Here is a 14,943-nt window from a genome sequence, read left to right as displayed (position 1 = left end):
TTGCCACGTCTGCGCTTGGGCTTCAGAGAAATACACCGACCAGAACGAGCAGCCACAGCAACGCGCCAGGGATGATGAACAGCAGGTTCAGGCCGCTGATTCGCGCGTTGCTTTGCCCTGATTCATCGCCGCTCGCCTGGTTGGCTTGCTGTTGAATGTGCGCGAGGGGAAAGGCTGGAACCATCACGCAACCGATCAACAGCAGCAGGTCAAGGATCTCGTTTTGGGCCTCCATGCGTGCCAGGCCATTACTGGCGATGGTCAGGCCGACATAGAGCCAGGCGGTGCTTGAGTAGTCCCAGGCCATCTGACCCAGGCGCTGCTTGTGTTCGTTGATCAGCCTGCATAACGAATGGGTGAAGAATATCTGAAAGACCGAGCGCGCCGCCGGCCATATCTTTTTCGGCAGCATTGCGGCGCGCTGGCTGTCCCACTGCTTGTAGAACCAGTAGATGGAATACAGGCTGAAGGTTACGAAGTACAGCAGGTAGAGCTTGTTCGGTGAGGTGACGAAGAATGCGTCACGGGGAGAGGAATGTTCGTCCAGCAGTTCGGCTTTAGGGGGCTGATAAAGGTTATCCATTGACCTAGGTCCATATAGCGTTTTCAGAAGGCTCGCATCCAGCGAGTGCTCATGGCGCGGCGTATTATACGGATGTCACGATACAGGCGGAGTGCGACATGGCGCGCATGGTGCTTGGACGGCTCGTGGCAATGCAGGTATCGACGTTACAGCGCCTGGTAGTGGACAGCGGCCTATATCTGAACAGGTAGCGACGCAGAGCGTCGCTGTATTGCTCGGCCCGGATAGCGTGGGCCGGGCAGACCACGCTGGCACTTACCAGGGGAGCGGAGTGCCCTCATGGTCCAGGTAGCGCAAGCCTGATTGGCCGACAGCAGCGCTGACCTGTTGGGCCATGCCCTTGCAGCTGCTGGCGATGTCCAGCGGGGCGTCGCCGCCGCCCATGTCGGTGCGCACCCAGCCTGGGTGCATCAGCAGTACGCCGAGCTTGGGGTTGTCCTGAGTGCGCACGAAGCACTGCGCCAGGTGGTTGAGCGCCGCCTTGCTGGCGCCGTACAGCGGCATGCCAAGGCCGGCGCCCGCCTCGATGCTGCCGAGGATCGAGCTCATGAACACGATCAGCCCGTGCTCGGCGACCAGGTTCGGCAGCAGGCGCTCGGCCACGCGTAGCGGGGCGACTGCGTTGGTCAGGAACAGCTGGCCCATTTCCTCGGCCGTAGCTTGTGCGGCGCTGTGGTGTGTCGGACCGGCGACCCCGGCGTTGACGAAGATGACATCGAAGCGTTGCCCGCCGAGACGTTCGGCCAGTTGTTCGAGGCTGGCCGGGTCGGTCATTTCCAGCTGCTGCACGTGCACGCCGGGCAGTGCCTGCAACGGCGCTTGCTGCGCGGCGTTGCGCACGGTGGCAGTAACGGCCCAGCCCTGGGTGGCGAATTCACTGGCCAGACCAAGACCTAGGCCGCGTGAAGCGCCGATGATCAGAATGGATCGGGAGGCAGTCATGTCAGGCTCCATGGCGGATGAGAAAAGAAGGTCAGCATAGCGAATGCCGATCGAATAAGCCCGGCACGGCAATCCTCAGCAGGAGCCCCGCCCCGACTCGGGACGAAGCATTCCGAGTCCTTCCAGCGACGATCCGCGGTGTGCCAGGCCCCTGCATTTTGCTGCAGTGTCATTCTGTCAGCCAGGCACCCTGCGTGCGGCCGTGACCGGTTTGCCGGTCATACTGCCGCTCCTGCTCTATATGGCGCTGCAGGATGGCGTTGGCGCGCTGGTTGGCTTGCCGTTGCAGCTCGGCACAGCTGGGGTACTCAGGTGTCTGCCGCAGAGCCGTATCGATCTTTGCGGCGGCTGCCTGGCCGATGCGGTAGTGGCCTAATTCATGTTCGCGCAGCGCGTTCAGGTACATTGCAAAACGCTGACGCTGCTGGGCGTCGCCACCACCGAGACGGGGCAGTGTGATGGTGGCGTTCAACCGGGTGCGGGTGAGATCTATTCGGCAGCGCCCGTCACGCTGTTCGCGCCACCAGAAATTCCACTGCACCTGCCAACGTGCGTAAGCGTGGTAGATCTGGCCGTTCTGGCGAATTGGCGAGGCCTCGTTGAGGGCGCGGTTCAGGGATTGGCCGGAGACCACCTGCACGTCGTAGTACTGCTCCTGCAGGTGCTCTTGCACCTCGGCCCGGGTCGGCAGGGCCAGCCACAGCAGCAGAGGCAGAAGGGTAATGATCGTCCGCTTCATGGTGCCCTCAGCGTCTCGCGGCCTCGGCTGATGTCGCCAAGAAGGCGCTCCAGCGCAGCGTGCTCGTTCGGCACGACGGCCAGTTGCAGACGGGCACCCGTGGAGTCGTAGTGTTCGCTTTCGATCAGGCTGCCGAACTCGTTCAGGCGCGCCTTGAACACGGGCAGCTCGGCGAACTGCAAATGGCAGGTGAAGGATAGGCGCAGCACCAGTTCGCGCCGCTCGCCGGCCTGCAGGCATCTGGCTGCGCTACCGCCGTAAGCGCGGACCAGACCGCCGGTGCCGAGCTGAATACCGCCGTACCAGCGGATCACCAGCACCACCACCTGATCGCAGTCCTGCCCCTCGATAGCCGCGAGGATCGGCCTGCCAGCGGTGCCGCTCGGTTCGCCGTCGTCGTTGAAACGATACTGGTTGCCGACCTTCCACGCCCAGCAGTTGTGCGAGGCGGCCAGGTCGCTGTTGCTGTCGATGAAGGCTTGCGCCTCGACCGCGCTGGCAATCGGCGCGGCGAGGGCGATGAAGCGGCTCTTGCGAATCTCCTCGCGGTATTGGCAAGGACCGAGCAGGGTGAACGCCATCAGGCTTTGGCGGCAGGTGTCAGGCCGCAGCCCTTGAGGATGACCTGTACAAGCTGGTCGGATGCTTGCTCGAAGTCCTGCTTGGTCAGGCGTGAGCTCTGCTTCACGCGGCAGATCTGCGAGGCGAAGTCGGCATAGTGCTGGGTGCTGCTCCACAGCAGGAAGATCAGGTGAAGCGGGTCGACCGGGTCCATCTTGCCGGCGGCGATCCAGCCTTCGAACACGGCGGCGCGACCACGGAACCAGTCCAGGTAGTTCTGGTTGAAGTACTGCGACAGGCATTCGCCACCGCTGATCACTTCCATGGCGAAGATGCGCGAAGCCTTCGGCTGGCGCCGGGAGAATTCCATCTTGGCGCGGATGTAACGCTCCAGCGCTTCGGCCGGGTCGTCATCGATGCTCAGATTGTTGAAGGTGCTGTCCCACAGTTCGAGGATATTGCTCAGCACCGCCAGGTACAGCCCCAGCTTGTTATTGAAGTAGTAGTGCAGATTGGCCTTGGGCAGGCCGACGTTCTGCGCGATGGTATTCATGCTGGTGCCCTTGAAGCCATGCCGGGCGAACTCTTCCTCGGCAGCCTTGATGATGGCTTCTTCGTTCTTCTGGCGAATGCGTCCGGCGGGCTTGCCGTTGGCGCTGTGGGCGGGGACTTCGAAGGTCATGGGGTGATTCCGAACTGATCAGGGAGCCGAGCGATTGCACAGATACCCCAGCCTTGGCTGGGTGACAAGCATTACGGTGTGAAAAAGCCCGTTTGTGTCAGGCGCGTGACCCTGCACAGGCGATCTGCCCGCTTTTTTCTCTCCGAGAAGGGGCATTTGCCAGTGCGCACCTCAGGCTTCGGCCAGGGCTTCGAGAAAGCTCTCCAGCACCAGGTGTGCGCGGCGGCCCTTGCGCGTTACTGCTGCCAGGTTGATGTCGTAGTAGCGCGTGGACGCCTTGAGCGCGCGCAGACGCCCCTGCTGCACCCAGGCCTGGGCGTAGTGGTCGGGCAGGTAGCCGATATAGCGCCCGGTCAGAATAAGGAAGGCCATGCCCTCGCGGTCCGAGGCGCTGGCGGTGCAGTTCAGCGCCTGGTAGTGGCTCTGCACCTCCGGCGGCACGCGAAAGGTCGGGGCGATGGCCTCCTGGGCATTGAGTCGTTCGTCCTCGAGCTGCTGGTCATCGACGTAGAATAGCGGGTGGCCGACGGCGCAGTAGAGCAGTGAGCGCTCGTCGTACAGCGCCTGATATTCCAGGCCGGAGAGGGCGCCGACCTGCGGTACCACGCCGATATGCAGGCGACCGTCGAGCACGCCCTGTTCCACTTCCGAGGGCGGCGTCATGCGGATATGGATGCGCACGTCCGGACCTTGCACCTTGAGGCGCGCCAGGGCATTGGTGATGCGCATGTGCGCGATGGTCACCAGGTTGTCGGTCAGGCCGATGTTCAGCTCGCCGCGCAGGTGCTGGTGCAGACCGTTGACCTCGGTGCGAAAGCTCTCCAGCGCCGCCAGCAGCTGCAGGGTGCTCTGGTACACCTCGCGGCCTTCCTCGGTCAGGGCGAAGCCGGCACGGCCACGCTGACACAGGCGCAGGCCAAGGCGCTGTTCCAGGTCGCTCATCTGCTGGCTGATGGCCGAGCGGCCGATGCCCAGCGCGCTTTCCGCCGCGGAAAAACCGCCGCATTCCACCACGCTGCGAAACAGTTTGAGCAGGCGGATTTCAAAGTCGCTGACCTGGGCCAGCGGATCGGGACGACGGCTGCTCATTTGTTTAGTAGGCCTTGAACTGAAGATAAGAAGAGTGTTGTTTTACTGACTCTATGCCCGTGGCACCTTTGCTGGCAACTACCCTGTAGGAGCTGGCTTGCCGGCGATCATCGCCCGCAAGCCGGCTCCTACATCCGATTGCCTGCCCGAGTGAGGCTCCCAATGAACATGCCGCAGACCGCAACCCCGTCCCTGGCCAGCCAGCTCAAGCTGGATGCGCACTGGATGCCGTTCTCCGCCAACCGCAACTTCCAGCGTGACCCGCGCCTGATCATGGCGGCCGAGGGCAACTGGCTGACCGACGACCAGGGCCGCAAGATCTACGACAGCCTGTCCGGCCTGTGGACCTGTGGTGCCGGCCACTCGCGCAAGGAAATCCAGGAAGCCGTGGCCAAGCAGCTCGGCACCCTCGATTATTCGCCGGGCTTCCAGTACGGCCATCCGCTGTCGTTCAAGCTGGCCGAACAGGTCGCCGACCTGATGCCGGGCGAGCTCAATCACGTGTTCTTCACCGGCTCCGGCTCCGAGTGCGCCGACACCGCGGTGAAGATGGCCAAGGCCTACTGGCGCCTGAAAGGCCAGGCCTCCAAGACCCGCTTCATCGGACGTGCCCGTGGCTACCACGGCGTCAACATCGCCGGCACCGCGCTGGGCGGCATCGGCGGCAATCGCAAGATGTACGGCCAGCTGATGGACGCCGACCACCTGCCGCACACCCTGCAACCGGGCATGGCTTTTACCAAAGGCATGGCCGAGACCGGCGGCGTGGAGCTGGCCAACGAGCTGCTCAAGCTGATCGAACTGCACGACGCTTCCAACATCGCTGCGGTGATCGTCGAGCCGATGTCCGGCTCGGCCGGTGCCATCGTGCCGCCGGTGGGCTACCTGCAGCGCCTGCGCGAGATCTGTACGCAGCACAACATCCTGCTGATCTTCGATGAAGTGATCACCGGCTTCGGCCGCATGGGCAAGTGGAGCGGCGCGGAGTTCTTCGGCGTCACCCCGGATCTGATGAACGTCGCCAAGCAGATCACCAACGGCGCCATCCCGCTGGGCGCGGTGGTCGCCAGCAGCGAGATCTACAACACCTTCATGCAGCAGCCGTCGCCGGAGCACATGATCGAGTTCACCCATGGCTACACTTACTCGGCGCACCCGGTGGCCTGTGCCGCCGGTCTGGCGACGCTGGAGTTGCTCAAGCGCGAGAACCTGATCCAGCAGTCCGCCGAGCTGGCGCCGAAGTTCGAGGCCGCGCTGCATGGCCTGAAGGGCACCAAGCACATCGTCGACATCCGCAACTGCGGCCTGGCTGGCGCCCTGCAGATCGCTCCGCGTGATGGCGACGCCGTGATCCGTCCGTTCGAGGCCGGCATGGCCCTGTGGAAGGCCGGTTTCTACGTGCGCTTCGGTGGCGACACCCTGCAGTTCGGCCCGACCTTCAACGCCAAGATGGAAGACCTCGACCGCGTCTTCAACGCTGTCGGCGACGTGCTGAACAAACTGGATTAAGCGAACACCGATCACCCGTAGGGTGGATGACGCCTTTTTCATCCACCAATTACCAAAGCCGCAACGGTGGATGAGAAGAGCGTCATCCACCCTACGCCAGATTTCTATTGAGGAGCTTCCCCATGAGCCATATCCCGCACCTGATCAACGGCGAGCGCGTTGCCGGCAACGGTCGCAGCGCTCCGGTGTATAACCCGTCCACCGGCGACTCCACCAGCGCCGTTGGCCTGGCTGATCGCGCCACCATGCAACTGGCCATCGACGCCGCCAAGGCCGCTTTCCCGGCCTGGCGCAACACACCGCCGGCCAAGCGCGCGCAGATCATGTTCCGCTTCAAGCAACTGCTGGAGCAGAACGAGAACGAAATCGCCGCGCTGATCAGCGCCGAGCACGGCAAGACCCTCGAAGACGCCGTCGGTGAACTCAAGCGCGGTATCGAGAACGTCGAATTCGCCTGCGCCGCCCCGGAAATCCTCAAGGGCGAGTACAGCCGCAACGTCGGCCCGAACATCGACGCCTGGACCGATCTGCAGCCTATCGGTGTCGTGGCAGGGATTACCCCGTTCAACTTCCCGGCCATGGTGCCGCTGTGGATGTACCCGCTGGCCATCGTCTGCGGCAACTGCTTCATCCTCAAGCCGTCCGAGCGTGACCCCAGCTCCACCCTGTTCATCGCCGAACTGCTGAACCAGGCCGGCCTGCCCAAGGGCGTGCTGAACGTGGTCAACGGTGACAAGGACGCGGTCGATGCGCTGATCGAAGCGCCCGAGGTCAAGGCCCTGAGCTTCGTCGGCTCGACCCCGATCGCCGAGTACATCTACAGCGAAGGCACCAAGCGCGGCAAGCGCGTGCAGGCCCTGGGCGGCGCCAAGAACCACGCCGTGCTGATGCCCGACGCTGACCTGGACAACGCTGTCAGCGCGCTGATGGGCGCGGCCTACGGCTCCTGTGGCGAGCGCTGCATGGCCATCTCCGTAGCCGTGTGCGTGGGCGACCAGATCGCCGACGCGCTGGTCGAGAGGATCGTTCCGCAGATCCAGGCACTGAAGATCGGTGCCGGCACCTCCTGCGGCCTGGACATGGGCCCGCTGGTCACCGCCGCTGCGCGTGACAAGGTCAAGGGCTACATCGATGCCGGTGTCGCCCAGGGCGCCAAGCTGGTAGTCGATGGTCGTGGCCTGGTGGTGCCGGGTAATGAAAATGGCTACTTCGTCGGCGGCACCCTGTTCGATCGGGTGACGCCGGAGATGACCATCTACACCGACGAAATTTTCGGCCCGGTGCTGTGCATCGTTCGCGTCGGCAGCCTGGAAGAAGCCATGCAACTGATCAACGATCACGAGTACGGTAACGGCACCTGCATCTTCACCCGCGACGGAGAAGCAGCGCGCCTGTTCTGCGACGAGATCGAAGTGGGCATGGTCGGCGTCAACGTGCCGCTGCCAGTGCCGGTGAGCTACCACAGCTTCGGTGGCTGGAAGCGCTCGCTGTTCGGCGACTTGCATGCCTACGGCCCGGATGGCGTGCGCTTCTACACCCGCAAGAAGGCCATCACCCAGCGCTGGCCGGCACGCAAGAGCCACGAAGCGGCGCAGTTCGCCTTCCCCAGCAATGGCTGAGTGAGCTGCAGCGTTGAATAAGAAGGCCGGTCGCAAGATCGGCCTTTTTGCTATCGGCCCTATGCATATCTCCCATCTGCCGCCTCTGGTACAACAGCCGGCAGGTAGAAAGGGAGAAACACCATGACCGAAGCATTCAAGCTGGATCTGCACACATACCTCGGGCGCCTGGGCTACTCGTCGGCGCCTCCAGCGACCCTCGACACCCTGCGCGAGCTGCAGGCGCGGCACACTGCCGAATTCCCCTTCGAAACCCTGACCAGCATGCTGCGCGTGCCGGTCGAGGTCGAACCCGCCGCGATTCAGGACAAGCTGCTGCGCCAGGGCCGTGGCGGTTACTGCTTCGAACTCAACCGCCTGTACCTGCTGCTGTTGCAGGCGTTGGGGTTCGACGCGCGCGGGCTGACCGGCCGCGTGGTCATGGGCGGCCCGGAAGATGCCCTGCCGGCGCGCACCCATATGCTGGTGCTGGTGAACATCGATGGTGTGCGCTACATCACCGACGTTGGTTTCGGCGGCATGGTGCCGACCGGTCCCTTGCAGCTCGATAGCGAGGCCGAACAGGCCACGCCGCATGAGCCCTATCGGCTGACGCTGGTGGACGGCACCTACACCCTGCGCGCATTGGTGGCGGGTAGCTGGCGGGCAATGTACGTGTTCGATCTGCAGAAGGTGGCGGATATCGATTACGTGGTGGGCAACTGGTACGTGTGCACCCACCCGGATTCGCCCTTCCTCGGCCAGATGATCGCTGCGCGCACCGGCCCAGGCTTGCGCAAGACCCTGAATAACGGCAGCTTCGCCATTCACCGCCTGGGGCAGCCCAGTGAGCGGGTGCAGTTGCAGAGTGTCGATGAGGTGCTGAGGGTATTGCGAGATGAGTTTGGCATTCAGGTGCCGGAGCATCCTGAGCTACGGCAGATCATCGAGCGGTTGATTGTGGGGGCGTGAAGGCAAGGGCGGCTGATAGCGCCATGCTCTTGTGGGAGGGGCTTCAGCCGCGACCCGAAGCCACCCAAATCTGTAGGGGCGGCTTCAGCCGCGAAACTCTCGGAAGCCCCGAAAGCCTGCTGAGATTGTTGAAGGACCGCGATCAGCAAGTAGCCCGGATTTACGTAGGGTGGACAACGCGAAGCTTGTCCACCGTTTCATTCAGGGACAGGACGCGTTCGCCCAGTCGGTTGGCCTGGTGTTGCAGACACACCTGCCTCCCGCTCTAGCTGCATGCACTCTTGGCTTTCGCCCGACCCTGGCGTTCAGGCCAGTGCGGTGCGCTGTCGGCCCTCTACCCGGCGCTTCAACGCCGCACCTTCGACGATTTCCAGCCCGCCACCCTGGGCGCGAGCGGAGCGGCCCCAGTCTTCCAGCAGCTCCATGCAGGCATGGTCGATGTAGCTGACCCGCGCCAGGCTCAGGTGCAGGCGGGTGCCCGGCTCGACACTGGCCAGCAACTTGGCCAGTTGTGGCACGCGGAGGAAGGTGGCGGCGCCGCTCATGCGCAGCTCGGCGCTGTTCGGGCCGGTGGGTACCAGTTTCACGCGCAGGCGCGAGGCACTCCAGACCAGTTTCAGCAGCGTCAGGCCGAAGCCCACCAGCACGCCGGTCAGCAAGTCGGTGAAGACGATGCACAGCGCCGTGGCGGCGTAGATGAACACCGGGGCACGGCCGTACTGACCGAGGTTGCGCATGGCCTTGGGGTCGACCAGTTTGCAGCCGGTGTACACCAGGACCGCGCCGAGGCTGGCCACCGGGATGCTCTGCAGTACGACCGGCAGCAGAGCGACCAGGGCCAGTAGCCAGGCGCCGTGGAGGATGGTCGAGGTGCGGCCGCGAGCGCCGGCCTGGACATTGGCCGAGCTGCGTACGATCACGCCGGTCATCGGCAGGGCGCCGACCGCGCCGCAGAGCATGTTGCCGATGCCCTGGGCGGACAGTTCGCGGTTGAAGCGCGCACGCGGGCCATCGTGCATGCGGTCGACGGCGGCGGCAGACAACAGCGTCTCGGCGCTGGCGATAAAGGCCAAGGCGAGGGCGGCGATCAGCAGTTGCGGATCGGCCAGGCTGGCCAGGCCCTGTGGGGTGATCCAGTCAATGGCATCGCCGAGATTGGCCGGCAGTTCGACGCGCTTGACCGGCAGAGTCAGCCACAGGCTGGCCAGAGTGGCGAGCGTTACGCCGACCAGTGCGCCAGGCAGAAAGCGCAGCGGTGCCGGGCGAAAACGCTCCCACAGCCAGATGCTGGCGATGGTGCTGAGGCTCACTGCACCGGCGATCATGGCGTTGCTGCCGAGCAGGCTCAGCGCATCACGCACGGCGCCCGGGAAGGCCAGCAGGTTGTCCAGGCCGGAGGCCTTGGGCGCGGCATCGATCATCACGTGCACCTGCGACAACACGATGAGGATGCCGATGCCGGCGAGCATGCCGTAGACCACTGCAGGCGCGGTAACGCGAAACCAGCCGCCCAGGCGCAAGGCGCCGGCGACCAACTGGATCAGTCCGGCCAGCAGCAATACCGGGCCTAGCGCGGCCATGCCGTGAGTACGCACCAGTTCGAACACCAGTACGGCGAGGCCGGCAGCCGGGCCGCTCACCTGTAGTGGCGCACCGGCGATGAAGCCGACTACCAGGCCGCCGATGATGCCAGTGATCAGTCCCTTGGCCGGTGGCATGCCGGAGGCGATGGCGATGCCCATGCACAGCGGCAGGGCGACGAGAAAGACCACCACGGACGCCAGCGCGTCCCGTGGCAGTGTGCGAAATATATTCATGGGGAATCTCCTTGCCCATTTCTTGGGCAAAAGCAGCCCGTGCCCGCGCGCTCTGTTCGCGCAGGCTCGGGGGAAACGGATGGATCAGGCGTTGGCGTAGCGGGGTTGCGGTGTGGCGCAGGGCTGCTCGTCGCCGTCGAGCGCGAGGAAGTGGCCCGAGGCGGCGTCGTAGGCGCGGATGCCGCCGCTGTCGATGTCGTAGACCCAGCCATGGATCTGCAACTGGCCACTGGCCAGACGGGCGGCGACGGAAGGGTGAGTGCGCAGGTGGTCGAGTTGGGCCATTACGTTTTCTTCGGTCAGCACACCGAGGGTTTCATGGGCGCTGCCGCAGTTGCAGTTGTCCGCTACCACACTGCGGGCCACCTCGGCGTGACGCAGCCAGGCGCGTACCGTGGGCATGCCGTCGAGGCTATCCGGGTTGAGCACCGCCTTCATCGCGCCACAGTCGGAATGGCCGCAGACGATGATGTGCTGTACGCCGAGCGCCAGTACGGCGTACTCGATGGCGGTGGATACGCCGCCGTTCATCTGTCCGTAGGGCGGTACCACGTTACCCACGTTGCGGGTGACGAACAGGGTGCCGGGGTCGCTCTGGGTGATCAGCTCCGGCACGATGCGCGAGTCGGCGCAGGTGATGAACATCGCGCTGGGCGATTGCGCCGAGGCAAGACGCTTGAACAGCGCCTGCTGCTGCGGGTAGACCTCCTGGCGGAAACGCCGAAAACCCTGCAGCAGTTGTTGCAGGGCGGCCTGAGCGCTGTCCTTGGCGACGGGGCGCAGGGTGTTGCCGGTTCGGGAAGCGGTTGAGTTCATCGTTGCATCTCCTGTGATTTTCATCGGTGACGTTCTCGACTGCCAGCCAAACGCCTGTGACCAACCGGTCACTTCCAGGGCAACGATAAGGATTATTACTTAATCAAAACTGAACGAGAGGCTCTAAAACGCCACTATGCGGGTGATGCTGTCCACAGAAGAAATGGCCGGACGCGATCAGTCCCCTCGCCCCTCTGGGGGAGAGGGTTAGGGCGGGCCGCGTTCGGAGAGCGAAGCTAAGCGCACGCAGCCTTGAGTGAACAGCATTGCACTTATGCGGGCACTTTCAGGGGCTTGGCCCTTGTGACGGTCGGGCGGGGAATGGGGGATACGAATGAGCAGTACGGCTACTCGAGCAGCATGGGTGCAAGTGTCAGAAGCTGACGCCTGGCGGGCCACCTGCGGATGCAGATCAGCCCGCTTGGCGAGGCCTGATCGTGGGGGCTTACTGCTCGCCCTTCATCGCACCACTGAGGCCGAACATCAGCACAAGCAGGTTGGCGTCCGGTTTGGCGGCGGGTTGTACCTGCTTACGCAAAGGTGCGGTTGAGCAGGGTTGCACAGCGGTGCAGGCCTGTGCTTCCAGTACGCGGGGGCCGGGCTCCTGCCAGGCTGCGGCAGCGATTGCCGTTACGCTGAGTGCGAGGCCAAGGAACAAACCTCGTGCTATTTCTAATTTCATTTTGCTAACCCCTTGAAAGCGCTGCCAAACGCTGTTCGCTAAACCTAGATCACCCATTGCTTTGTCGTCGTCTCATGCGACGAACGGTCTTAGCGCGTAGCTGACACCAGCCGGGGCTGTGCTGGGACACGGGCCTTGTTGGGTGGTTCAACAATGGTGCGGGTAACGTATCGACGTAACCTTAGGTGCCTGTTACGGCCCCCTGTAACAGCCGGCCCTGGCAGTTGCAATCGCCTGCAGCTTTTCTTGCTACCCAGCGCAAAGGTGCAAGGTAGAGCCACTTCCTGGTGGGGATGATGCGGATGGAACGACGTGTTGCGGATAAAACACTGCCGGCCCTGGACTGGCAGCCGTTTACTCAGGCAATAGACGTGCCGAGGTCCTTGACGCCACCGGCGAAAATCTGGCGATAGCCCTGCAGCAGTCGCTGCCAGTCGTCGTCGGACCAGGGGCTGTGACGTCGTAGTTGAGACAGGTCGTGCTGAGCGGCCCGGGCGCGAGTCAGGCGGCGCCGGCTTTTCTCCAGATCCAGCAGAGCAACCTGCGGCGTTTCGTCGACAAGGTTGACGAAGATATGTTTGGCATACAGGCAACCGTGCTGCCAGCGCCCCAGATGCATACGCGCCAGAGTCGCGCCAACAAGTTGCAGCAGCCGGGCATGTACCGCTTCGCCACAGGCTTCGCGGCCGCCTTTGGCGTACCAGCTTTCGATATCCATGAAGCCTTCGAGCTCTGCGGTCACCAGCAGGCCGCGCCAGCCTTGCTGTGGGTCGTGTTGGACGCCGCAGTAGATCAGCTGGGGAACGGGCACGCCGAGTGCATCCAGAGCCAGCAATGCACTGCGCTCGCGCAGTACGGTCGGGCGTCCTTTTGGGTGCAGCAGGCTGCGATAGATGTGGCCGATCTGTTTCTTGGCGTAGAGCACGCCGGTTTCATCCAGTAGGCGCTGCACGCCACTCTCGCCGCCACGGCGAACGTTGGGCTCTTCGACCCAATCACCTTGCTGTTGCCACCAGTGTTGGAATGCCTGCTGAGGGATTTCGCTCGTACTGCAAAGGGCCATATTTTTTGTTCTTCTATTTGGAGGTTGGCGCAGCGCCGTCTCGTGAACGGCTGCTACGTCGTTCAGGGTGGTAACGAAACATATGCAAACAACGTTCCCGAGTCCACCGGCAATGTCATCGGATTTTTCGGCCTGTATCGCTTTTCATCGGGCATAAAAAACCCCGCGACAGGCGCGGGGTTCTTGGTACTGCGTAGGGTGCCGGTCGGCTTACATCATGCCGCCCATGCCACCCATACCGCCCATGCCACCCATGTCAGGCATGGCCGGAGCCTTGTCGTCAGCCGCTTCGGCAACCATGGCCTCGGTGGTGATCATCAGGCCGCCGATGGAGGCAGCAGCCTGCAGGGCCGAACGGGTGACCTTGGCCGGGTCGAGAATACCCATCTCGATCATGTCGCCGTAGGTGTCGGTAGCGGCGTTGAAGCCGAAGTTGCCCGAACCCTGCTTGACCTTGTCGACCACTACGCTCGGCTCGCCGCCGGCGTTGGCAACGATCTGACGCAGCGGCGCTTCGACAGCGCGGCGCAGCAGAGCGATACCGACGTTCTGGTCTTCGTTGTCGCCTTTCAGCTCGTCGATGGCCAGCAGAGCGCGAACCAGGGCCACGCCACCGCCAGGTACCACGCCTTCTTCCACAGCAGCGCGGGTAGCGTGCAGGGCGTCTTCAACACGGGCTTTCTTCTCTTTCATCTCGACTTCGGTGGCTGCGCCAACCTTGATCACGGCAACACCGCCAGCCAGTTTGGCCAGACGCTCTTGCAGCTTCTCCTTGTCGTAGTCGGAAGAGGTTTCTTCGACCTGCTTGCGGATCTGTGCAACGCGGGCTTCGATGTCGACCTGGGCACCAGCACCATCGATGATGGTGGTGTTGTCCTTGTTCAGCACGACGCGCTTGGCGTTACCCAGGTGCTCCAGGGTGGCGCTTTCCAGGGACAGGCCAACTTCTTCGGAGATCACGGTACCGCCGGTCAGGATGGCGATGTCCTGCAGCATGGCCTTGCGGCGGTCGCCGAAGCCCGGAGCCTTGACGGCTGCGACTTTGACGATGCCGCGCATGTTGTTGACGACCAGGGTAGCCAGGGCTTCACCTTCGACGTCTTCAGCCACGATCAGCAGCGGACGGCCAGCCTTGGCAACGGCTTCCAGAACCGGCAGCAGTTCGCGGATGTTGCTGATCTTCTTGTCGACCAGCAGCAGCAGCGGGCCTTCGAGTTCGGCAACCATGGTGTCCGGCTTGTTGATGAAGTACGGCGACAGGTAGCCACGGTCGAACTGCATGCCTTCTACGACGGACAGTTCGTTTTCCAGGCCCGAGCCTTCTTCAACGGTGATGACGCCTTCTTTACCGACCTTTTCCATGGCTTCGGCGATGATGTCACCGATGGAGTGGTCGGAGTTGGCGGAGATGGTGCCTACCTGAGCGATGGCCTTGGTGTCGGTGCACGGCTTGGCCAGCTCTTTCAGTTGGGCAACGATGGCGATGGTGGCCTTGTCGATGCCGCGCTTCAGATCCATCGGGTTCATGCCGGCAGCGACGGACTTCAGGCCTTCGTTGACGATGGCTTGAGCCAGAACGGTAGCGGTGGTGGTGCCGTCACCGGCAGCGTCGTTGGCCTTGGACGCTACGTCCTTGACCAACTGGGCGCCCATGTTTTCGAAGGCGTCTTTCAGTTCGATTTCCTTGGCAACCGAAACACCGTCTTTGGTGATGGTCGGGGCTCCGAAGGATTTGGCCAGCACCACGTTACGGCCTTTCGGGCCGAGGGTGGCTTTGACGGCGTCGGCCAGTACGTTGACACCAACGAGCATTTTCTTGCGGGCGGAATCGCCAAACTTGACTTCTTTAGCAGCCATGTTGATCAGTCCTCAAATTCTTGAAGGTTAAAA

At 63.2% G+C, this 14,943-nt stretch carries 14 protein-coding genes; 3 read left to right on the top strand and 11 right to left on the bottom strand.

Going from position 1 to position 14,943, the window contains the following annotated elements; genetic code table 11:
* Window positions 1-22: 22 nt before the first annotated feature.
* The 6 genes from H3221_RS06935 to H3221_RS06910 form a co-directional block, all read right to left on the bottom strand.
* Complete coding sequence (locus H3221_RS06935) at window positions 23-583, bottom strand: MFS transporter permease (protein ID WP_196473537.1); 561 nt, start codon at window positions 581-583, stop codon at window positions 23-25.
* Between the two features lie 255 nt (window positions 584-838).
* Window positions 839-1,525, bottom strand: a complete 687-nt coding sequence (locus H3221_RS06930) for an SDR family oxidoreductase (protein WP_196473538.1) — start codon at window positions 1,523-1,525, stop codon at window positions 839-841.
* A gap of 169 nt (window positions 1,526-1,694) precedes the next feature.
* Complete coding sequence (locus tag H3221_RS06925) at window positions 1,695-2,264, bottom strand: DUF922 domain-containing protein (protein WP_196473539.1); 570 nt, start codon at window positions 2,262-2,264, stop codon at window positions 1,695-1,697.
* Entirely contained in the window at window positions 2,261-2,845 is a 585-nt protein-coding gene (locus H3221_RS06920) for an IMPACT family protein (protein ID WP_196473540.1), read from the bottom strand. The genes H3221_RS06925 and H3221_RS06920 overlap by 4 nt, the downstream gene beginning before the upstream one ends.
* Window positions 2,845-3,507 carry a TetR/AcrR family transcriptional regulator gene (locus H3221_RS06915; RefSeq protein WP_196473541.1) on the bottom strand — a complete coding sequence of 221 codons (663 nt, stop codon included), beginning with the start codon at window positions 3,505-3,507 and terminating at the stop codon, window positions 2,845-2,847. Before H3221_RS06915 ends, H3221_RS06920 begins: the two co-directional genes overlap by 1 nt.
* A 171-nt stretch (window positions 3,508-3,678) precedes the next feature.
* Window positions 3,679-4,596 carry a LysR family transcriptional regulator gene (locus H3221_RS06910; RefSeq protein WP_196473542.1) on the bottom strand — a complete coding sequence of 306 codons (918 nt, stop codon included), beginning with the start codon at window positions 4,594-4,596 and terminating at the stop codon, window positions 3,679-3,681.
* Window positions 4,597-4,758: 162 nt separating this feature from the next.
* Here H3221_RS06910 and H3221_RS06905 point away from each other — a divergent pair, with 162 nt between their 5' ends.
* The 3 genes from H3221_RS06905 to H3221_RS06895 all read left to right on the top strand — a co-directional run bounded on the left by H3221_RS06905 (window position 4,759) and on the right by H3221_RS06895 (window position 8,675).
* The gene (locus H3221_RS06905) at window positions 4,759-6,105 is read left to right on the top strand and encodes an aspartate aminotransferase family protein (RefSeq protein ID WP_196473543.1); all 1,347 of its coding nucleotides are present in this window, start codon (window positions 4,759-4,761) and stop codon (window positions 6,103-6,105) included.
* A 122-nt stretch (window positions 6,106-6,227) separates the two neighbouring features.
* Complete coding sequence (locus H3221_RS06900; RefSeq protein WP_196473544.1) at window positions 6,228-7,724, top strand: CoA-acylating methylmalonate-semialdehyde dehydrogenase; 1,497 nt, start codon at window positions 6,228-6,230, stop codon at window positions 7,722-7,724.
* Between the two features lie 123 nt (window positions 7,725-7,847).
* A complete protein-coding gene (locus H3221_RS06895) occupies window positions 7,848-8,675 on the top strand; it encodes an arylamine N-acetyltransferase family protein (protein WP_196473545.1) in 828 nt (275 codons plus the stop codon).
* Window positions 8,676-8,980: 305 nt separating this feature from the next.
* Here the strand turns inward: H3221_RS06895 and H3221_RS06890 are convergent, their stop codons facing one another.
* From H3221_RS06890 to groL, 5 genes are all read right to left on the bottom strand, one after another.
* On the bottom strand, window positions 8,981-10,492 hold the full coding sequence (locus tag H3221_RS06890) for a SulP family inorganic anion transporter (RefSeq protein ID WP_196473546.1): 1,512 nt from the start codon (window positions 10,490-10,492) through the stop codon (window positions 8,981-8,983).
* Between the two features lie 84 nt (window positions 10,493-10,576).
* Window positions 10,577-11,308: a carbonic anhydrase gene (locus H3221_RS06885; protein ID WP_318011430.1), complete on the bottom strand. Its 732-nt coding sequence runs from the start codon at window positions 11,306-11,308 to the stop codon at window positions 10,577-10,579.
* A gap of 445 nt (window positions 11,309-11,753) precedes the next feature.
* Complete coding sequence (locus H3221_RS06880; protein WP_160017218.1) at window positions 11,754-11,990, bottom strand: hypothetical protein; 237 nt, start codon at window positions 11,988-11,990, stop codon at window positions 11,754-11,756.
* Window positions 11,991-12,348: 358 nt separating this feature from the next.
* Entirely contained in the window at window positions 12,349-13,053 is a 705-nt protein-coding gene (locus H3221_RS06875) for a lipopolysaccharide kinase InaA family protein (protein WP_196473547.1), read from the bottom strand.
* A gap of 210 nt (window positions 13,054-13,263) precedes the next feature.
* A complete protein-coding gene (gene groL / locus H3221_RS06870; RefSeq protein WP_074679360.1) occupies window positions 13,264-14,910 on the bottom strand; it encodes a chaperonin GroEL in 1,647 nt (548 codons plus the stop codon).
* Between the last annotated feature and the right edge of the window lie 33 nt (window positions 14,911-14,943).

The sequence above is a fragment of the Pseudomonas chaetocerotis genome (assembly GCF_015712105.2).
GTDB classification, from domain to species: Bacteria; Pseudomonadota; Gammaproteobacteria; order Pseudomonadales; family Pseudomonadaceae; genus Aquipseudomonas; species Aquipseudomonas chaetocerotis.
The sequence above is the reverse complement of the archived record's forward strand: the minus strand, read 5'-3'. Positions and strand labels throughout refer to the sequence as shown.